18 protein-coding genes, 5 pseudogenes and 1 other annotated feature are annotated in these 18,787 nt (G+C 42.9%); of the genes and pseudogenes, 17 read left to right on the forward strand and 6 right to left on the reverse strand.

Annotation, left to right across the window (positions count from 1 at the left end):
* Window positions 1-6 precede the first annotated feature (6 nt).
* Window positions 7-522 (forward strand): ribosomal protein S18-alanine N-acetyltransferase, encoded by a 516-nt coding sequence (gene rimI / locus MHI21_RS06440; RefSeq protein WP_039269584.1) that lies wholly within the window; start codon window positions 7-9, stop codon window positions 520-522.
* Window positions 519-1,583, forward strand: a complete 1,065-nt coding sequence (tsaD, locus tag MHI21_RS06445; RefSeq protein WP_342419679.1) for a tRNA (adenosine(37)-N6)-threonylcarbamoyltransferase complex transferase subunit TsaD — start codon at window positions 519-521, stop codon at window positions 1,581-1,583. The genes rimI and tsaD overlap by 4 nt, the downstream gene beginning before the upstream one ends.
* A gap of 547 nt (window positions 1,584-2,130) precedes the next feature.
* Here the strand turns inward: tsaD and MHI21_RS06450 are convergent.
* Window positions 2,131-4,095: an ATP-binding cassette domain-containing protein gene (locus MHI21_RS06450; RefSeq protein WP_039270134.1), complete on the reverse strand. Its 1,965-nt coding sequence runs from the start codon at window positions 4,093-4,095 to the stop codon at window positions 2,131-2,133.
* Between the two features lie 270 nt (window positions 4,096-4,365).
* On the opposite strand from MHI21_RS06450, the gene MHI21_RS06455 reads away from it, so the two are divergent.
* The 8 genes and pseudogenes from MHI21_RS06455 to MHI21_RS06490 form a co-directional block, all read left to right on the forward strand.
* The gene (locus MHI21_RS06455; RefSeq protein ID WP_342420184.1) at window positions 4,366-4,998 is read left to right on the forward strand and encodes a 5-formyltetrahydrofolate cyclo-ligase; all 633 of its coding nucleotides are present in this window, start codon (window positions 4,366-4,368) and stop codon (window positions 4,996-4,998) included.
* Between the two features lie 52 nt (window positions 4,999-5,050).
* On the forward strand, window positions 5,051-5,539 hold the full coding sequence (gene moaC / locus MHI21_RS06460; RefSeq protein ID WP_013309211.1) for a cyclic pyranopterin monophosphate synthase MoaC: 489 nt from the start codon (window positions 5,051-5,053) through the stop codon (window positions 5,537-5,539).
* Window positions 5,540-5,652: 113 nt separating this feature from the next.
* Complete coding sequence (locus tag MHI21_RS06465) at window positions 5,653-6,135, forward strand: MogA/MoaB family molybdenum cofactor biosynthesis protein (RefSeq protein WP_013309212.1); 483 nt, start codon at window positions 5,653-5,655, stop codon at window positions 6,133-6,135.
* Window positions 6,136-6,238: 103 nt separating this feature from the next.
* Entirely contained in the window at window positions 6,239-6,490 is a 252-nt protein-coding gene (locus tag MHI21_RS06470) for a twin-arginine translocase TatA/TatE family subunit (protein ID WP_013309213.1), read from the forward strand.
* Between the two features lie 111 nt (window positions 6,491-6,601).
* A complete protein-coding gene (tatC, locus tag MHI21_RS06475; RefSeq protein ID WP_103048885.1) occupies window positions 6,602-7,369 on the forward strand; it encodes a twin-arginine translocase subunit TatC in 768 nt (255 codons plus the stop codon).
* A gap of 358 nt (window positions 7,370-7,727) precedes the next feature.
* Window positions 7,728-8,009: a co-chaperone GroES gene (gene groES / locus MHI21_RS06480; protein WP_007429271.1), complete on the forward strand. Its 282-nt coding sequence runs from the start codon at window positions 7,728-7,730 to the stop codon at window positions 8,007-8,009.
* A gap of 73 nt (window positions 8,010-8,082) precedes the next feature.
* Window positions 8,083-9,711, forward strand: coding sequence for a chaperonin GroEL (gene groL, locus MHI21_RS06485; RefSeq protein ID WP_013369880.1), 1,629 nt, complete (start codon window positions 8,083-8,085; stop codon window positions 9,709-9,711).
* Window positions 9,712-9,886: 175 nt separating this feature from the next.
* Window positions 9,887-10,297: pseudogene (locus MHI21_RS06490) on the forward strand (transcriptional regulator); the annotation flags it as partial.
* 313 nt (window positions 10,298-10,610) lie between these two features.
* On the opposite strand, the gene MHI21_RS06495 reads toward MHI21_RS06490, so the two are convergent.
* Window positions 10,611-11,069 carry a DUF5662 family protein gene (locus MHI21_RS06495; protein WP_342419680.1) on the reverse strand — a complete coding sequence of 153 codons (459 nt, stop codon included), beginning with the start codon at window positions 11,067-11,069 and terminating at the stop codon, window positions 10,611-10,613.
* A gap of 123 nt (window positions 11,070-11,192) precedes the next feature.
* Window positions 11,193-11,452, reverse strand: a binding site (T-box leader).
* Window positions 11,453-12,624: 1,172 nt separating this feature from the next.
* Here MHI21_RS06495 and MHI21_RS06500 point away from each other — a divergent pair.
* The 4 genes and pseudogenes from MHI21_RS06500 (at window position 12,625) to MHI21_RS06515 (ending at window position 14,228) form a co-directional block, all read left to right on the forward strand.
* A complete protein-coding gene (locus MHI21_RS06500; RefSeq protein WP_328802049.1) occupies window positions 12,625-12,966 on the forward strand; it encodes a hypothetical protein in 342 nt (113 codons plus the stop codon).
* A gap of 207 nt (window positions 12,967-13,173) precedes the next feature.
* Entirely contained in the window at window positions 13,174-13,482 is a 309-nt protein-coding gene (locus tag MHI21_RS06505; RefSeq protein ID WP_250272682.1) for a DUF2500 family protein, read from the forward strand.
* Window positions 13,483-13,661: 179 nt separating this feature from the next.
* Window positions 13,662-13,985 (forward strand): DUF2500 domain-containing protein, encoded by a 324-nt coding sequence (locus tag MHI21_RS06510; protein WP_342419681.1) that lies wholly within the window; start codon window positions 13,662-13,664, stop codon window positions 13,983-13,985.
* Window positions 13,986-13,995: 10 nt separating this feature from the next.
* Window positions 13,996-14,228: pseudogene (locus tag MHI21_RS06515) on the forward strand (hypothetical protein).
* A gap of 17 nt (window positions 14,229-14,245) precedes the next feature.
* On the opposite strand, the pseudogene MHI21_RS06520 reads toward MHI21_RS06515, so the two are convergent.
* A pseudogene (locus tag MHI21_RS06520) lies at window positions 14,246-14,629 on the reverse strand (hypothetical protein); the annotation flags it as partial.
* 92 nt (window positions 14,630-14,721) lie between these two features.
* The gene (locus MHI21_RS06525) at window positions 14,722-15,117 is read right to left on the reverse strand and encodes a hypothetical protein (RefSeq protein WP_342419682.1); all 396 of its coding nucleotides are present in this window, start codon (window positions 15,115-15,117) and stop codon (window positions 14,722-14,724) included.
* 141 nt (window positions 15,118-15,258) lie between these two features.
* Between MHI21_RS06525 and MHI21_RS06530 the strand changes: the two are divergent.
* Window positions 15,259-15,396 (forward strand): annotated as a pseudogene (locus tag MHI21_RS06530) (nuclease); the annotation flags it as partial.
* Window positions 15,397-15,516: 120 nt separating this feature from the next.
* Here the strand turns inward: MHI21_RS06530 and MHI21_RS06535 are convergent.
* Window positions 15,517-15,969 (reverse strand): hypothetical protein, encoded by a 453-nt coding sequence (locus MHI21_RS06535; RefSeq protein ID WP_322174025.1) that lies wholly within the window; start codon window positions 15,967-15,969, stop codon window positions 15,517-15,519.
* A gap of 243 nt (window positions 15,970-16,212) precedes the next feature.
* Between MHI21_RS06535 and MHI21_RS06540 the strand changes: the two genes are divergently transcribed.
* Together MHI21_RS06540 and MHI21_RS06545 are read left to right on the forward strand one after the other, a co-directional pair.
* On the forward strand, window positions 16,213-17,631 hold the full coding sequence (locus tag MHI21_RS06540; protein ID WP_322174006.1) for a transcriptional regulator: 1,419 nt from the start codon (window positions 16,213-16,215) through the stop codon (window positions 17,629-17,631).
* 163 nt (window positions 17,632-17,794) lie between these two features.
* A pseudogene (locus tag MHI21_RS06545) lies at window positions 17,795-18,014 on the forward strand (hypothetical protein).
* Between the two features lie 171 nt (window positions 18,015-18,185).
* Here MHI21_RS06545 and MHI21_RS06550 read toward each other — a convergent pair.
* Window positions 18,186-18,593 carry a MerR family transcriptional regulator gene (locus MHI21_RS06550; protein WP_023987566.1) on the reverse strand — a complete coding sequence of 136 codons (408 nt, stop codon included), beginning with the start codon at window positions 18,591-18,593 and terminating at the stop codon, window positions 18,186-18,188.
* Window positions 18,594-18,787 lie beyond the last annotated feature (194 nt).

Genomic DNA, 18,787 nt, shown 5'->3' on the forward strand with positions numbered 1-18,787 from the left:
AACAACATGGCAAAGAACATACAGCGGGAAGAGAAACTTGAGTTTCGCTTGATGCAACTGGATGATATTCCCGATGTGCTGGAGATTGAGCATGAAGCGTTCACGCTGCCGTGGACGGAGGAAGCATTCCGCAATGAGCTGACGATGAATCATTTCGCTAAATATATGATTATGGAACTAGACGGACGAGCCATTGGTTACGCAGGCATGTGGACGATTATGGATGAGGCCCATATTACGAATATTGCGATTCGTGAGGCTTATCGCGGACGCAAGCTTGGGGACAAGCTGTTGGATGAGTTGATGCAGACGGCATCTTATTTAGGGATGGAACGTATGACGCTGGAGGTGCGGGTAACGAACCGGATCGCTCAGGGCTTGTATGAGAAAAAAGGCTTTAAGCCCGCAGGTGTGCGCAAAGGCTATTATTCGGATAATAACGAGGATGCCGTGATCATGTGGGCGGATCTTCCCGCGCATGGGGCATCCGGTGAACAGGAAGGAAGCGTGCAGAAGCAATGACGCAAGAGGAAAAAGCAGGTACAGGCTCCGCCTCCGGCGAGCCTTGCTATATACTGGCAGTGGAAACGAGTTGTGATGAGACGGCTGTTTCCGTCGTGAAAAATGGTACAGAGGTGCTCTCAAATTTGATTTCCAGTCAGATTGAAACACACAAAGCCTTTGGTGGTGTTGTGCCAGAGGTGGCTTCACGCAAACATGTGGAGAGCATCACCTACATGCTGGACGAGGCCATGCAAACATCGGGAATTACCCCTCGTGAGATTTCGGCGGTTGCCGTGACACAAGGACCAGGACTGGTTGGCGCATTGTTGGTTGGAATTGTCGCTGCCAAGAGTGCTGCCTTGGCGTTCGGCAAGCCATTAATCGGGACGCATCATATCGCGGGACATATTTATGCCAATCAGCTGGAGCATGATATCGTATATCCGTGTATTGCTCTCGTTGTGTCAGGAGGACATACAGAGCTGGTGCTGATGGAGTCCGAAGGTCATTTTCAACTCATTGGTCGTACAAGAGATGATGCGGTTGGGGAAGCCTACGACAAAGTAGCGAGAGCGATTGGGTTTCCGTATCCGGGTGGCCCGCATGTGGATCGTGTGGCTCATGAATCGGAGGAAGTGGTTACTTTACCGCGTGCATGGTTGGAGCCGGATTCTTATGATTTTAGCTTTAGCGGTTTGAAATCTGCGGTGCTGAATGTAATTAACCAGACGAAAATGCGCGGAGAAACCGTTCATGTGGGAGCGATCGCAAGAGGCTTTCAAGAGTCGGTCGTCGAGGTGCTGGTGGAAAAGGCGATTCGTGCCATGTGTGAATACGGTGCGAAGCAGCTTCTGCTTTGTGGCGGTGTGGCTGCTAATCGCGGACTGCGTACAGCATTGCGGGAGCGCTGTGAGGGCGAAGGAATCGAGCTGCTTGTACCATCGATGAAATATTGCACAGATAATGCAGCGATGATCGGCGCTGCGGCCTACGCCAAATGGAAGCGCGGGGAATTTACCTCATTGGATATGAAGGCTGATCCAGGACTGTCTCTGGAAGAATGGTCTGTCCAAACTTAATTGAAGAAGAATGAGCAAGACACGGCACAGTTGAGTCGTGTCTTTTTTGTTCCGCTCCATAACTATCAAAAAAATATAAATTCAAGAGGATAAAATACAGGAGTTTGAGCAAATGAATGGCAGCATCTCATTCACTCGCATGATTCGTCACAATTGTTCACGATTTTTCATGATCCATCAAAAAAATCCGGAATTTTGATATTGCCCGAATAATAATGTGATTTGTCAAGTTGTGAACAAAATTATCCACATATACCGCTTCGAATGTGGATAACCGATCCCGAAGCAAGCAGGCTAAGACTTTTTGGAGATAGCAAGTTGGGGGATATGTAACACCTTTAGTTCTTGTGAAATCTGTGGATAATGTGGATAAAAGAGTGGATAAATTTGGTTTTCATTTGAAAATGGCTTTTTATCAATAAAAAAATGGCCCGAATGGCCATTTTTCAATCTTATTCATACACATAAGCTGTGGATAATCTTGTGTACAAAAATATAGAAGAGGAAAATGTGAAATTTTTAAGGCTAAGATTTTATGCAGTAGTTTTTATTCTTCTAACAGCTCTTCCCAAGAGGTATAGGTTTCAGTCAATTCCTGTTTATGGGTGTCGAGTTGTGCCTGAATATTCTGAAGCGCTGTGTAATCCTGATAAATCTCAGGCAGGGTCATTTGTTCCTCCAGCCCTAAAATTTGTTCTTCCAGCGTTTTGATCTGGTTTTCCAATGCCTCCAGCTTGCGTTGACGGCTACGTTCCTCGCTTTTGGCTTGTTTGTCTGCCGCATAGGTGGCGGCGCGTGATTTGGATGTGGTCTCGTCTGTCACGGATGCAGAGGTAGCCGATGTTTTGCCGCGTGTGGCCTGATTTGCCTCCAGAGCTTCCTGCGCAATTTCCTCTAACTCCTGCTTTTTGGCTACATAGTCATCATAATTCCCCAGGAAATGTTCTATCCCCCCAGGATGAAGCTCGATGACACGTTCCGCCATTTTGTTCAGGAAATAACGGTCATGGGAAATGAACAACAGCGTACCGTCATAGTCCATCAAAGCTGCTTCCAGCACTTCCTTGCTAAACAGATCCAGATGGTTGGTAGGCTCATCTAGAATTAACACGTTGGCTTCGCGCAGCATGAGCTTGGCCAGAGATACACGGGCTTTTTCCCCTCCGCTTAATGCAGCTACCTTTTTTAGTACATCGTCACCGCTAAACAGGAAATTACCCAGCACTGTACGAATACGTGCTTCTTCCATATGAGGGTACTCGCTCCACAACTCCTCCAGTACGGTATTGGCGGGGTTCAGGTTCGTCTGCTCCTGGTCATACAGGCCGATTTTTATTTTCGTGCCCCAGTGGATGGAGCCAGCAGCAGGTTTAAGTGATCCGGTCAGACATTTGAGCAACGTCGATTTTCCGATCCCGTTCGGACCAATCAGTGCCACGGTATCTCCACGTTTTAAGTCGAACGATGCATGCTGGAATAAAGGCTTTTTACCTTCATACCCCACAGAGAGGTCACGTACCTCCAGTACTTCCTTACCTGACATATGGGCTGTTTCAAAGGAAAAATGAGCCTTTTTCAAGTCTCCCATGGGCCGATCCATACGCTCCATTTTATCTAGCTGCTTGCGCCGACTTTGAGCGCGTTTGGTCGTGGAAGCCCGCACGATATTACGTTGTACGAATGCTTCTAAACGGGCAATTTCTCCTTGCTGCTTTTCGTAATGCTTCAGATTCGTTTCGTACTCGGCAGCCTTCAGCTCCATGTAGCGGCTGTAGTTGCCTGTATATCGAGTAGAACGATGGCGTTCAATTTCAATAATCGTCGTTACCAGTCGGTCCAAGAAATAACGGTCATGTGATACAACCAGCAGAGAACCGGAGTAGCCGCGCAAATAATCCTCCAACCAGGTCAGTGTTTGAATATCCAGATAGTTGGTAGGCTCATCGAGCATAAGGACATCTGGTGCGAGCAGTAGGATGCGCGCTAGCGCAAGCCGAGTTTTCTGTCCTCCGCTCAGAGTAGCTACGGGCGTCTCAGGTGCAAATGAACCAAAGCCCATACCGTGCAGCACGCTGCGAATACGGGTCTCCATTTCATAACCACCGTGATCCTTGAACCAGTCTGAACGACGTGCATAGCGTTCCAGCAGATCTGCGTAGCGTTTTTCGTTTTGAGCATTGGCTAGGTCAGCGATGTCCTGTTCCATTTGCCGCAGTTCCCGTTCCGCTTCAATCAGGGGAGTGAACACCAGCATCATTTCCCCCCAGATAGAACGGTCAGAATTCAAGCCGCTGTTTTGCGCCAAATAACCGATGCTGGTCTCCTTCGCCTTGAAAATTTGTCCACTGTCATAGGATATTTCACCAGCAATAATTTTGAGCAGGGTCGATTTGCCTGCACCGTTCACACCTACGAGTCCAATACGTTCACGTTCCAATATTTGAAGGTTAATCCCGTCCAGAACGGGCTCAATTCCATAAGATTTAGTAATTCCGGTTACTTGCAATAGCATAGCGTATCGTTCCTCCATTACATTTTGCACAGTTCTACCTGCTTTCTTTACAGGTACCTTCCTTCCAGTTTACATGAAATTACCCACTATTGCACTGCTTTCACCCTGTAAACCCTTGAGCCGCGTGTAGTCAATTTGTATAAACAATGATAAACTTAAACGAGAAGTGAAAAAGAATGAAAAAAACTTGCAACGTACAGCACTTACTGACAAATGGGACAATAGTAACGTTTTAAAGATTATCGACGATTGTGCGGGAGGGCGGATGTGATGGATGTCTGTAATGTGAAGAACGCGCTGCGTTTGCAGCAACGGGAAGCGCGTGACTCCATGGACCCGCTGACAAGGCAGAAGGCATCGGCTGTGGCCTGTCGGCATGCAATCGAGGCATGGGAGCAGCTTAGAATAGACAGAAACGGAGATAAGCTAACCTTATTTAGTTATCTCTCTTTTGGCAGCGAGATTTCGACGACTCCCCTCATTGAGCATTGCTGGTCACAGGGAGATCGTGTCCTAGCCCCAAGAGTGGATCCGGTAACTCGGACGATGGAGGTGAGGGAGATGGATCAGTACGGAGATATTGTACCCGGCATCTGGAACATCCCTGAGCCTGCTTTGACATGCAAGGAATGGTCGCCTGAAATGTGGACGGGAATTGACTGGGTTGTTGTGCCCGGCTTGGCCTTTGATCGTCGTGGGGGCAGGATCGGCTACGGCGGAGGCTATTATGACCGCTTTACCGTACAGGTAGAGGCAGAGAAGCATAACAACAGCCATGTAGGCCCGCTGTATGTCTCGCTGCTGTTGCCGGGACAATTGCTGACACAGGTGCCCATGGAGCCAAGGGATTTGCGAGTGGACGTGCTGTTTACTCTGGATGGACGCTTAGATTGTGATTATTGACAAATGATGAATGAAGTAAAGTTGGGTATGTGAAAGGAGCTGTGAGGGAGTCGTGGATTCCTTTACTCATTTTAACGAACAGGGACGGGCTCGGATGGTAGATATTTCGGGTAAAACGTCTACGATTCGTACAGCAGTTGCCGTGACTCAGATTACGATGAATCCGGCTACATTGACGGCTGTAAAAGAAGGAAGAATCGGCAAGGGTGATGTTCTTGCTGTGGCCCAGGTCGCAGGGATTCAAGGCGCGAAAAAAACGTCAGACTGGATACCGATGTGTCATCCACTGGCCCTGACAGGCGTGAACATTACTTTTTCCGATAATGGACATGATGTACTTCATATTGAAGTTGAAGTGAAGACCGAGGGTAAGACAGGTGTAGAAATGGAAGCTTTGACAGCGGCTTCAGCCGCAGCGTTAACCGTGTATGATATGTGCAAGGCGCTGCAAAAAGATATGATCATCGGCCCTACCATGCTGCAATCCAAAACAGGGGGCAAGCATGGGGATTTTCAAAGGGAGGACCACCGGGAACCTTGACATAGACAACATTGTCGCCGAGAGGGTACTGTGATGTGATGGAGGATGCAGCGTGGCTGTTTCTGATTTTCAGAAGAGAAAGTATTCTTTCATGATAGGAGAAGGGTGATCTTATGGTGTGGAAAACGGCGATCCTAACAGCCAGTGATAAAGGGGCAAGGGGAGAGCGTGAGGATACAAGCGCACAGGTCATCCGGGAACTCATCGAAGAAGAACTGGGCGGAGAGATTGTGGAATACCGGATCGTTCCCGATGAACCGGATGAAATTATTGCGGCTTTAATCGAAATGACCGATTATTTTCATGCAGACCTGGTACTAACTACGGGTGGAACCGAGCTGGCGATCCGTGATGTGACACCGGAGGCGACTAGGCGGGTTGTGGAACGGGAAGTGCCAGGCATGGCGGAAGCCATGAGAATGATCGTGATGCAGAAAAATCCAGCGGCTATGCTATTCCGTGGAATCGTAGGAATACGCGGACGTACACTGATCGTCAATTTGCCAGGAACGCCCAAAGGTGTGCATGAAAATTTGGCAGCGATAATGGACCAACTTCCAGAAGCGCTGCTTATGGTGACAGGCCAGTTCCGGTAGAAGGCAGCACATCGTGTGTGGTATGATACCTATAAGAATTTATAAGGCCGTATACGGACAAAGATTCTTATTTTGTCCGTCAACATAAGGAGGATTACTACACATGCCCAATATTGGAGCACCGGGTTATATTTTGTTGATCATTCTGGCGCTGCTGTTATTTGGTCCGAACAAGCTGCCTGAGTTGGGTCGAGCTGTAGGGCGTACATTCCGTGAGTTTAAAAACGGGGCACGCGATATTTTATCAGAAGATGAACGGACTGAGCGTAAAGACAGCAAAGATAGTGTGGTCAAAGCATCACAAACGACGTCTTCAGAAGTTCAACCTCAGCCTGAGGATAAACGCTTGTCATAGATTTAGTGATCGATTCTTGATCTTGTACAATAAACAAAAGCCTCTTCTTCAGTGAAGGGCTTTATTTTTTAGGAGGCGCTGCTGCGTTCCGTTCAGAAAGGAGGAGTGGACTTGACCCCATCAGAGCATGAAATGCCGCTAATGGAACATCTGGGAGAGCTTCGCCGCAGAATTATCTATGTGCTAATTGTATTTGTATTGGCACTGGCTGGTGGTCTGTTCGCGGCGGGTTCTGTCTATGACTGGCTTATTCGCTCCGGTTCGGCGCAAGCTTTTCAGTTAAACGCGTTTTCCTTTTGGGACGGGATCGGTATCTACATGAAGATCGCCATGATCATCGGGATTGCAGTGGCGCTACCGTTTGCCTGCTACCAACTGTGGAAGTTTGTCAGCCCGGGCTTAAGACCGCAAGAACGGAGTGCGACTTTGCGCTATGTGCCTTATGTGCTGCTTTTGTTCATCATTGGGACAGCTTTTGCTTATTTCATTATTTTCCCGATGGCAATTCAGTTTACATCGTCGGTCACCAAAAGTATGGGATTACAGGAAACGTACGGGATCGCACAATATTTCACCTTTATGTTTAATATTGTACTACCTGTAGCGCTGCTGTTTGAGCTCCCCCTGCTTATCATGTTTCTGACGGGGATTCATGTTTTAACACCAATGCGGCTTCGCAAGTGGCGGAAGATTTCTTATTTTCTGCTTGTGTTCGTTGCGGTTGTCATTACCCCGCCGGACTTTATTTCCGATTTTTTGGTGGCGATTCCGTTGCTGGTGCTATATGAAGTGAGTGTGTATTTGTCTTCGGTCGTGTACCGCAGGCAGCTGCGTGCACAGGAGGAACGTGAGGCCCAATTGCGTGTAGCTTCAGAATAATAAGGCAGGACCTGAATGGCTCAGTAAACAATTTATTCGGGTCCGCGCTACATGTCACTTGCAGATGATGAATGGCATTTGTATATCATGACTATTTATAGAGCATAACAGCAGCAGCTTAGCTGCCTTAAAAATAACCATTAGCCTTGAGTTAACGGTTATTTTTCAGATAGATGGATATAATCGGGAAGGGCTGTCTATAAAAATTCCCATAAAAAATACATTAGGGACTTGAAATTCAATCCCAAGTTGAGTATCATAAAGTTGGTTGTTAGCACTGACGACTGTCGAGTGCTAATACATACAACATAACAACCAAATTACAGGATAAAACACTTAATAAGGAGGCTATTTTTTCATGATCAAACCTTTGGGTGAACGCGTATTGGTGGAAGCAATTGAGCAAGAGACAACGACTTCCTTCGGGATCGTACTTCCTGACTCTGCCAAGGAAAAGCCGCAAGAAGGCAAAATTATCGCGGTTGGCGCAGGCGCATTGAAAGACGGTGCCCGTATTCCTCTGGAAGTAAAAGAAGGCGACCGTGTCATTTTCTCTAAATACGCTGGAACGGAAATCAAATATGAAGGTAAAGAATATTTGATTATGAAAGAAAGCGATATCCACGCGATCATCGGTTAACCGGAACCCGGACAAGACCTGAATATAGGAATTGAAACAAATCATTCATAATCCATAGGGAGGTTTATCACAAATGGCTAAAGATATTAAATTCAGTGAAGACGCTCGTCGCTCTATGTTGCGCGGGGTTGACGCATTGGCTAATGCTGTTAAAGTAACACTCGGACCGAAAGGCCGTAACGTTGTACTGGAGAAAAAATTCGGTAGCCCGCTCATCACCAATGACGGTGTAACGATTGCAAAAGAAATCGAGCTGGAAGACGCGTTCGAAAACATGGGCGCTCAACTGGTTAAAGAAGTAGCAACCAAAACGAACGATGTAGCTGGTGATGGTACGACTACTGCTACTGTCTTGGCTCAAGCCCTCATCACAGAAGGCCTGAAAAACGTAACTGCTGGCGCAAGCCCAATCGGTATCCGTAAAGGGATCGACAAAGCGGTTAAAGCAGCTGTTGCTGAACTGCAAGCCATCTCCAAACCAATCGAAAGCAAACAATCCATTGCTCAAGTAGCCGGTATTTCCGCTGCTGATGACGAAGTAGGCGAACTGATCGCTGAAGCTATGGAAAAAGTGGGCAAAGACGGTGTAATCACTGTTGAAGAATCCCGCGGTTTTGCAACAGAGCTGGAAGTGGTTGAAGGTATGCAATTTGACCGTGGCTACATTTCCCCGTACATGATTACAGATACGGACAAAATGGAAGCTGTACTGGACAATCCGTATATCCTGATCACAGACAAAAAAATCACAAACACTCAAGAAATCCTGCCATTGCTTGAAAAAATCGTACAACAAGGCAAGCCACTCGTTCTGATCGCTGAAGACATCGAAGGCGAAGCACTGGCTATGCTCGTTGTTAACAAACTGCGTGGTACATTCAACGCTGTAGCTGTTAAAGCTCCAGGCTTTGGTGACCGTCGTAAAGCAATGCTGCAAGATATCGCTGCCCTGACAGGCGGTCAAGTGATTACAGAAGAACTGGGTCTGGACCTGAAAACAGCTTCCGTAGACCAACTGGGTACAGCACGTCAAGTGCGTATCACTAAAGAAAATACGATTGTGGTTGACGGTGCTGGAAACAAAGCCGACATCGACGCTCGTGTTAGCCAAATCCGTACGCAACTGGAAGAAACCACTTCCGAGTTCGACAAAGAGAAACTGCAAGAGCGTCTGGCTAAATTGTCCGGCGGCGTAGCAGTCATCAAAGTCGGTGCGGCAACTGAAACAGAATTGAAAGAACGCAAACTGCGCATCGAAGATGCCCTGAACGCAACCCGTGCTGCGGTTGAAGAAGGTATCGTATCCGGTGGTGGTGTAGCGCTCCTGAACGTATACAAAGCAGTTGCAGCTGTTGAACTGCAAGGCGACGAGCAAACAGGCGTGAACATCGTGCTGCGCGCTCTGGAAGCTCCAATCCGCACCATTGCTGCTAACGCAGGTGAAGAAGGCTCTGTAATCGTTGAGCGTCTGAAACGCGAAGAAGTTGGCGTAGGCTTTAATGCAGCTACCGGCGACTGGGTAAACATGATCGAAGCTGGTATCGTGGACCCTGCGAAAGTAACTCGTTATGCATTGCAAAACGCTGCTTCCGTAGCAGCAATGTTCCTGACTACCGAAGCGGTTATCGCTGACAAGCCAGAACCAGAAAAGGCTGCAATGCCTGACATGGGCGGCATGGGTGGTATGGGCGGAATGATGTAACAAAGGGTATCAAAACCCTGTAATACCGATATTTAAAAGGCTCCCGAGAGGGAGCCTTTCTTCATTAAATCACGAAAAAATCACATTTCTTGCAAAGGGAGATGATCTTTCGTGAAATTGAAGTTCAATATATCTGCAAAGTGAATTCTTATTTTCTCATTAGCATCCTTTTTCATATGTTGAATACATAGCCGAAACAGCAGATACCATGGAAGGTGAGAAACTTTCAAAGCTGTTAAATGTTATGATAGCTGCTAATCAATATAATTTGGATGTTGATGATGTACTTTTAAGGTTTAAAAAAGAGATTGATGCCTTTACTCAACTCCCGACATCTACTGATATGTACAGCCAACAAGTAGTACCCGACTACATTGCATGGTTTGGTTACGAAATGGCCTACTATTATTTAAACAGAGAAAGGTACAGCGATGGTTTTAAACAATTGTTATTTGCAATGGTAAAGTCACATATAATTAATAATGAGACTTACTTTATAAATTGTATTGGCCTGTTTATGCGTTTCCAAGTCTATGCGACTCCTGAAATCAAAACAGAGTTCTCCAATCTAATTGAAAAGGTGTAGGACTGTTAATTGTTGCGAGTAGCTTTTTAGTTTTCATGACTGTACCTGGTATCCAAATCCTTGTGCAAGTTGGAGGTTCCTAAACGTCAGTACAGCAATCCCCGCTAACCTTAATTGGTCGGCGGGGATTTTTAGTTGAAGAACTGCTTACAGACGGATATTTCTAGGTGGAACTGGTATAAGGCCACTTTTTAAATGTTCATTGAAAATAAAAGTTTTGCCAACTACAATAAAAGAAACAACGGTAGGCGAGGACGGGGAAAATAAAGTCCTAGACTGTCGCTGTTTCATTGAACTAACGTGTCCCGTTAGCTCAATGGTTTATCTTTCCCTTGAGGGATGTTAGAAGCTCAAGTTCTCTTTTCGTTGCAGGATGAACAACTATGCTATCTGTAAGGTTTAGGGTAGATTCTTTTACCTTTCTCCCCCATTTCCTTGAAAAGGAGCGCCAATCACATACCATCTCGACGACATACTTCCTCGGCATGGGTAATACCTCTTTGGTGTCGGGATTAACAACCCAATATTCCCAATGATGCTTGTTTTTACGTTGGTGACGAAGCCATGCGTATTTCCAATTCAACTCATCTTCTAAATTCAAAGGTTTTCCAGAGTAAAATTTTTTTGCGTAAGGAAAGAATTCAGCCGGTGAAAATTTCGACCAATCATGAACAATCCCCTGAATATACAAGCCTTCCTTCCAACATTCAATTAGAACATTCAATTTGTGATTAAGGATGTATAAGAAATATTTCAAATAAGCTTTCATCATTGGATTCATATCTCCTTTCCATAATAACCTTCATTTTGCTTGAAAGGTCCCCCATGATTATTAGTGCTAATTGGCTTTCTACTTCTCCAAAAAGATAAAAAATCCCACCTCCAAGAACGAAGTCTTGGGGACGAGATCTCGTCGTGGTACCACCCCAGTTCGCTAATCTGTCTTCAGATTAGCCTCATCGAGTACGGCATGCCAACACATACTTATACTCTAGCTCTGTAACAGGAGCTCCTGTCACACCATCCCCCGAACTAGTTCAAGTTTCGATGTGATGCTCAGAGACTTGATTCAATAAGATCTCCTTTACTCCTTTTCAGCTACCAGAGTTCTCTGTTAAAGTAAACCTTATTTACTCTTCTCGTCATTGCATTTGTGTAATTTTACCAAATACCTATTGAGTTTGTAAATACAAGAATGTTGGAACTATCCTGCCCGTTAGCTTAACGTCGCCGTTCAGTCTACAACTTTTCAGCAGGCCGCCGTAATATGTTAGATCTGGAGATTAAGACAGGGAGGCGTACAGAGGACATAAAGGCGGGTTTGCTAGCCTTGGAGCAGGATAACTCTTGTGGGAAAACAAAACGGACACGCGACACATTGTAATCCTGGAGGACTGGGATAGAGATCCAAAGGTTACTACGCCGCCAACGCCCCCAGGAAGCGCTAATAGGTACTATACGGAATATTAAAACCCTGGATTGCTCCGGGGTTCATTCATTTTGTGAAACTAATTTTATCTTTGTTTTTATTCAGATAGTATTGAACTGCCCTGTTTTCGTCCGGGAACCCTTCTGTGAATTTTTCTAGATGGACGGAGAAAACTTTTCCGTTTTTGATCTCTACCGTTAACTCAGGATCGGTTTAATCAGTACCATAAGAATAATAAATTGATTCGGATGCGTTCATTTGAGTCAATGGATTGCCTAGCTTTTCCACAACTTTTTTTACTGTATCACCCACCACGACCTTGCGTTTGATACCTTTTCCCTTTTGGTAAACACTTACATATTCAAGAATTCCCTTATGGAAATGAAGGTACTGATTGTTATCAAAAAAAGCAACATTTCCACTGTATGCGATCTGATAATATTCCGTTTCTATTTTCATGTTTTTGAACTTTGGTTGTAGATCGGAAAAGGCGGAGCCTAGCGTCCAATCACCTATAGTAGTGTAATTTTCGTAAGGTTTTTGAGCATATACGCCAGGAAGAACGAATGAACAAAAAATGATTACTGTAAAAATTGCAATACATATTTTTTAAACGATATTGACATTCGATTATTCACCTCAGTTTTATTTTAAGATAGTCTATCAGTCCTAGGAATATTTTTCTATATATTCACAAAATAGACCAAATGAATTACGCTTATAACAACACATACGGAAGCACCGTTGTGCAATCCAAACCCATAGGGGCACTTTACTGACTCAAGTTGGTGGGGTGTCTTTTATTTATGAAGTCTTAAATTTATTTTCCAGAAAATTCTTGACAAATTCATCTGTGGTAAATTATAGTAAGCCTATATCTGAGAAAAGGGGACTTATTATGAAGAAAATGTTTATTTCATTATTTTTAGGAGTGCTTATAACAACTGGTTTATCTGTATCAAGCTTCTCTTCTTTTACATCAGTTGCTGATGCAAAAGCGCTTAGGTATACAGTTACTCTTCATCCGAATGAGACTTATCAATTAGGATATGGTCCAGGTTATTGGTACTACACGGGGAGTGGAAAATCAAAGGATTTTACAGTATCCTCAAGAGGGCTTATTGAAATATTTCCAAACCCAGAAAATATTTCGTATTTTGGAGCATATGCTGGTGAGATATCGGTTGTTGATAGATTTGGTGATGAAGTGGAAACAGTAACGCTTAAAATTAAATACTAATATTGTATCTAATAACTCTTATTTTCGTTTATAAACAATTTAACACGTAAGAAAACAAACAACGCTCTTCAATCTGAAAACATCGGTGACACCCTACTGGCTAAGCTAGTGGGGTGTTTTATATTCATTTTTCATTGGATATCAAAATAAACAGTTGAAAAGCCGATATCATAATTACTAACTAATGAATATTTAGGAGGATTATAGATGGTCTTTTGGATTCTTTCAGCTTTGGTCGTGGGACTCATTCTTTCAGCGATCATAGGTGCGGATATTACAGCCAGAAAAAATCGTAAACAACCGAAAATAGAACGGATAGGTGAAGTGGTTGATAAACGAGTTAATTGGACCGAAGGATCGTCTTCAAAAACATTCTACATAACCTGCGAGTTCGAAAACAATGAGCGCAAAGAAATTACAGTTAGAGACGATAAATACGGACTTTTTGTTGTAGGAGATAAAATCAAAGTAACAAGTCAAGGTACTTGGGACTGGGTAGAACGTGTAGTAACGTAAGGTCATCAGGATATTTACAGAATCACCCAACCCTTTTATACTGATAACAACACATACGGAAGCACGGTTGTGTAATCCGAAAGCATCGGTGGTACCCTGCTGGCATACGCTGGTGGGGTGTTTTTATGTTTTGGAATATAGTAAAATTCATTAATAGAATCTTAAGGAGTGAATAAAATATGCTCGAAGCTTTTCAAATCTTTCTTACCATGATCGGTTTAATATTGGTTGTTTTTGTGCCTATTATAATATCTTCAAACCGAGAACATGCGAGAAATTTAAAACAACCCAAAATTGAACGAATCGCAAAAGTAATTGATAAAAGAGTAGACTGGGTGGAAAATTCTTCAACGAAAAAATATTTTATAACATGCCAATTTGAAGGATCGGATCGGAAAGAAGTCAGAGTACAGGAAAATGAATATGGCATTTTAATCGTTGGAGATGAGGTTAAAGTAATAACCCAAGGTACTTCAGAAAAAGTCGAGCGTATTACAACATGAGGTGATCTGCATTAACCATACATATAAAGTGTTAAAGTCGGATATCGAACTATTTGCTGCTGCATTAAACCAGGTAAGAGTAATGTGGTACAGTCGCTGGGTGAGGATTTGATAGATATAGTAGACTACGGTGGCGCAGTGGAGAAGATTACACCAGAGTCAATTAGGATTAACGGATCTTATTTCTTTCGTAATCAGTTTGAATTTAGAGTAGATGTGAAAAAGGACTCCACTGGTATGTAACCAGTATGGAGTCCTCTTTATTGTTTATTTAGTTGAATACTCGCTACTTCAAACGTAAGGATTTTATTGAATATAACATAGTCTTTACGGTTGTTGAATGGACCTTTGTTGTTATTGTGTTTATCGATGGCAAAGAATGAAGGGCCTCTACCAGCATCTTTAGCGTCATACCAAGCAATGAATGCACTGAGTTCTTTTTTACTTAGATCGAATTCTTTATCAAATCCATTGTCCATTGTTACAGTCAGAATAGCACGGTCACCAGTAGGTTGTGATGGTTCGGATGGTTCAGTTGGCTCCGTAGGTTCAGAAGGATTAGGCTCAGGACTTGGTGTTGGAGTCGGCGTCGGTGTTGGTTCAGGTGTCGGTTTAGGATCTGGTGTTGGAGAAGGTTCCGGTGTCGGTACTGCATCTTTACTGTAGAAAAAGTCAAGTTCGCTTATATTTAAATCTTCAGCACTAAGTGAATAAAGAGTGATGAATCTAACACGATCTACTTTTTTTCCTTTGGAAGCTTTGTCAGTTCTCCATTACCTACGTTGGTTTCTAAAGCGTCTAACCAACCGGTGTCTTGGTCGTAAAAGATGATCCTTAAATTTTTAGAATCACTTTTAAGCTTATATGAATCAATTGTTCTATTTGTACCTAAATCAATCATAATCATATTACCTTTAGGAAGTAAATAGCTTGTTTCTTCATTGTTATCTGTAATAAGCGTTGTGTTTTTTTTGCTTGCATGCGGTCTACCTATAAAATAACTGTCAGATATCATTGCAACAACATTCTTTCCGTTGGCATACCCACCAGTGTACGCGCTCACTGATGATAATGGGAGGAAAATAGTAATAAGTAAAGTGAAGCATAAAATTAAATTGAGCTTTCTTTTCATGTATAAATCCCCTTTTTGTTTATTTGCTCAGTAATCATACAAAAACGAAAAAGGGATGTCTAAACATTAATGTATATATATTCAAATATAAGTATGATAATGTATTTAAATTTTCGAAGAGCACAGGACTCAACTTTATGGGCTATGTGCTCCGAAGGTGGAGAGGGTGCAGACATTAAATACATAAGTCCAAAGGATAACCGTGGAGCTGGATCGTGGGTAGGTCACAAGTTGGATGAATATGCAGACGGAACAAAAGTTGAATTTATCGTTAAATAGTAAATCCCCGCTAACCTTTAATTGGTCGGCAGTATTTTGTTAGACACTGAGTATGGCAACATTGAATACTTAAAGCGCCTTGGATTTATCTCCAAGGCGCTCCCCTGCTTGTAGTAACAGTTAGTTAATGTCTCCTGTGTACTGACCAGTAGTACCCCAAGCTTCGCCTTCAACGTTGTTACCGTCCGCTCTGAATTGAATTACATATTTCCCTGAAGGCATTCCATTAGGGAATGAATTAACGCTAGTCCACGTTAATGAGTCTCGTTTGCCAACAGTTTTAAAGATGTATTCTTTCCCGTTACCCTGCAAGCTCCAAGTGAGATTTGATGTTCCTGTATTCTGAACTCTAATCCTTACATGTCCATAACCTTTCTCAACGGTTAAGTCCATCGTTGGACTTGTCCCACCAAGAACCTCATGTACCTCTTGGCCAGTTCTTTGGATAACTATACCTCCATGATCCTTCGAGAATGTAATCCCCGTAACTGGTGCGGCAGAAGCAGCTACAGGAGCTACTGCCATTAGAGCCAAAGCACTTGTAAGGATAATTGCTGTGTTTTTAAACTTCATCAAAAACCGTCCTCTCGAATGGTATAATTTGTACTACTGACCAATCATACCACAGAAAAAGGAATAAAATGTACATTATTATTAACAAAATGGTAAAAAATCATTAATATTCGAAAATACATATTTCATTTGAATATTGCACGACAAATATTTCAAAACTTATTGACAGATGGTTAATTATGGACAACAATAGAATGCAATAATAAAAAGTTTTGGAATTTCTGTGTGGAAGGTGGATATGACATGAAGCATACACCTACGATTAGAGCAGAATTAGACAGATTCCTACAACAAGAAGGATTGAGTTTAACACAATTTGGTCATATTGCGGATATGAATAGGGGAGCAGTAAGTGCTATCGTGACAGGAAACAAGCCTTTGTCTGTTAACCAACTGGATCGAATTACTGAGGCTATGGGTTTACCGGAAGGTCACTTTTATGACTTATTCATAGAAAACTACATCATCGACCATCCTCCGAATATGAGGCGAATCGAGCCATTTTTATATCGCTGTGCGGAGTTGGACAAGCTGGATGCGATCCGTCGAGTGGTGGGAGCCATCATGGACAATCTACTTTATTCGCCCAAACTATTTGACATTGCAGAAGAATTGTTGTCGCAGGAACGACATGCGGCTGCATTGCTGCTCTATGAGGGGGTAGCTGAAGCGGAGAAATATCAACATTCAGAACGATTGGCAGTCTGTCAATATCGTATATTTACGATTCAAGTTGGAGACGATCAAAGCCGCAATCACAAGGCAGCTATACTATTTGAGCCTTATGTCGAGCGCCTAGATGATTTAGAACAACTTGATGCGTTAAAGGATTTGGCTAATGTGTACAGGTCTTTGCGTAAATGGGACAAGGTTGATGAAATAGCGAGGGTGATGAGAGCTAAGGCTGAAATCCAATACAATTGGAAACATCAACAGAAGAACCAAGAACGCAATGAGGCTGCTAAGAAACTAAGTCGTCCGATGTTTGTGTACATCACGTATGCCGACTTACTATGTGCGAGTGTCTGTGATGCCCGAGGCGATTACCAACAAGCTCTACAATATACATACGCCTATGCGGACTTGGATTGGGTCAGAGAGACTGATGATGATACCCTCTATTGGGTAGAAATGTATCAAGATTGGGCACGATGCAATATTTATGTAAATAAGCTCCTGTCTGGAGATGTCAGCGTGCTCTCAGATTATGTTGAATACATAGCCGAAACAGCAGATACCATGGAAGGTGAGAAACTTTCAAAGCTGTTAAACGTTATGATAGCTGCTAATCAATATAATTTGGATGTTGATGATGTACTTTTAAGGTTTAAAAAAGAGATTGATGCCTTTACTCAACTCCCGACATCTACTGATATGTACAGCCAACAAGTAGTACCCGACTACATTGCATGGTTTGGTTACGAAATGGCCTACTATTATTTAAACAGAGAAAGGTACAGTGATGGTTTTAAACAATTGTTATTTGCAATGGTAAAGTCACATATAATTAATAATGAGACTTACTTTATAAATTGTATTGGCCTGTTTATGCGTTTCCAAGTCTATGCGACTCCTGAAATCAAAACAGAGTTCTCCAATCTAATTGAAAAGGTGTGGATAGGTAATGTTGAGAAAAATGGGACTGTTAATTGTTGTGAGTAGCTTTTTGGTTTTTATAACCGTACCTGGTATCCAGATTCTTGTACAGGTTGGAGGTTCTTAATCGTCATTAAAAAGCTCTGCTAACCTTATGGTCGGCAGAGCTTTCTTCAGTGTAGGAATTACCACACGATTTACCCGAATATCTATTTCTGAAGTGATCAGCATGAAGCATACATATAAAGTGTTAAAATCGGATTTAGAACTATTTGCTGCTGCATTAAGCCAGGCAAGAGTATATATGGTTCAGCCGTTGAACGAGGGTTTGATAGATATTGTGGATTACAGTGGAGAATATTACACCGGAGTCGGTTAAGATTAACGGAACCTTTTTCATGAGGAATCAGTTTGAATTTAGAGTAGATGTAAAGGGCTCAACTGGGTAACTGGTATGAATCCACTTTTTAAATGTTCGTTGATAACTACAACAAAAGAAACAATGGTAGCCTAGGACGGGAAAATAAACCCTAGACTATCGCTATTTCATTGAACTAACGTTTCCCGTTAGTTCAATCAATTCTGTTGCCATCGTATATGCTGGTGGCGAACCAGGTCTTCTACATTACTATATCGTCTTTCGTAAGTTTTTGGTACAGGGCTATCTTCTCGTTGGCAAGGGAAATCATGCACTCAAGTTCCTGCCGCTTGGATTCCAGTTCCACCAGATGCTTTTCAAGAATTTCTATCCGTATGTGTAAGGCAGGAGTAAAATTAGCAACTTCTTCCCCTTTTTGAATTTTATCCAGTACACATCCGTCACGAGTAAATTCCGTAATCTCCTCAAGCGACAATCCCAATTTTTTTAATCTAATTAAACATTGTATATATGAAACCTCACTTTCGGTATAAATGCGTGTCCTTCCATTTCTTCGATTTGGTTCCTGTAGCACTCCAATTTTTTCATAATAGCGAATCGTATAAGGAGTTAGCCCCGTTCTTTCTGATACTTGACTTATAGTGAGCATTGTTTTTTTATGTCACTCCTTTTTTCTAAACCAAAATTTAAAACTATTATACATCTTTAAGTCAACTCGAAGTCGATATTTGCACCTCTAACTTCATTTCAAAAATTTGTGCTTGATTTCTAGTTGACTCTAACTTGTAAGCTAAAGTTGCTAATTGATATACATGAAACATAAAAAGATAAAAGGAAATGGTA

Origin of the sequence: Paenibacillus sp. FSL H8-0168 (assembly GCF_038592955.1) — a bacterium.
In the GTDB taxonomy this organism is placed as follows: domain Bacteria; phylum Bacillota; class Bacilli; order Paenibacillales; family Paenibacillaceae; genus Paenibacillus; species Paenibacillus polymyxa_B.

Coding starts and splice junctions, on each gene's coding strand:
- MHI21_RS06450 (WP_039270134.1), bottom strand. CDS start 4,095: ATGCTATTGCAAGTAACCGGAATTACTAAATCTTATGGAATTGAGCCC.
- tsaD (WP_342419679.1), top strand. CDS start 519: ATGACGCAAGAGGAAAAAGCAGGTACAGGCTCCGCCTCCGGCGAGCCT.
- MHI21_RS06465 (WP_013309212.1), top strand. CDS start 5,653: ATGGTGTGGAAAACGGCGATCCTAACAGCCAGTGATAAAGGGGCAAGG.
- MHI21_RS06455 (WP_342420184.1), top strand. CDS start 4,366: ATGGATGTCTGTAATGTGAAGAACGCGCTGCGTTTGCAGCAACGGGAA.
- MHI21_RS06540 (WP_322174006.1), top strand. CDS start 16,213: ATGAAGCATACACCTACGATTAGAGCAGAATTAGACAGATTCCTACAA.
- MHI21_RS06500 (WP_328802049.1), top strand. CDS start 12,625: ATGAAGAAAATGTTTATTTCATTATTTTTAGGAGTGCTTATAACAACT.
- MHI21_RS06510 (WP_342419681.1), top strand. CDS start 13,662: ATGCTCGAAGCTTTTCAAATCTTTCTTACCATGATCGGTTTAATATTG.
- MHI21_RS06505 (WP_250272682.1), top strand. CDS start 13,174: ATGGTCTTTTGGATTCTTTCAGCTTTGGTCGTGGGACTCATTCTTTCA.
- MHI21_RS06525 (WP_342419682.1), bottom strand. CDS start 15,117: ATGAAAAGAAAGCTCAATTTAATTTTATGCTTCACTTTACTTATTACT.
- MHI21_RS06495 (WP_342419680.1), bottom strand. CDS start 11,069: ATGATGAAAGCTTATTTGAAATATTTCTTATACATCCTTAATCACAAA.
- rimI (WP_039269584.1), top strand. CDS start 7: ATGGCAAAGAACATACAGCGGGAAGAGAAACTTGAGTTTCGCTTGATG.
- MHI21_RS06550 (WP_023987566.1), bottom strand. CDS start 18,593: ATGCTCACTATAAGTCAAGTATCAGAAAGAACGGGGCTAACTCCTTAT.
- MHI21_RS06470 (WP_013309213.1), top strand. CDS start 6,239: ATGCCCAATATTGGAGCACCGGGTTATATTTTGTTGATCATTCTGGCG.
- groL (WP_013369880.1), top strand. CDS start 8,083: ATGGCTAAAGATATTAAATTCAGTGAAGACGCTCGTCGCTCTATGTTG.
- groES (WP_007429271.1), top strand. CDS start 7,728: ATGATCAAACCTTTGGGTGAACGCGTATTGGTGGAAGCAATTGAGCAA.
- MHI21_RS06535 (WP_322174025.1), bottom strand. CDS start 15,969: ATGAAGTTTAAAAACACAGCAATTATCCTTACAAGTGCTTTGGCTCTA.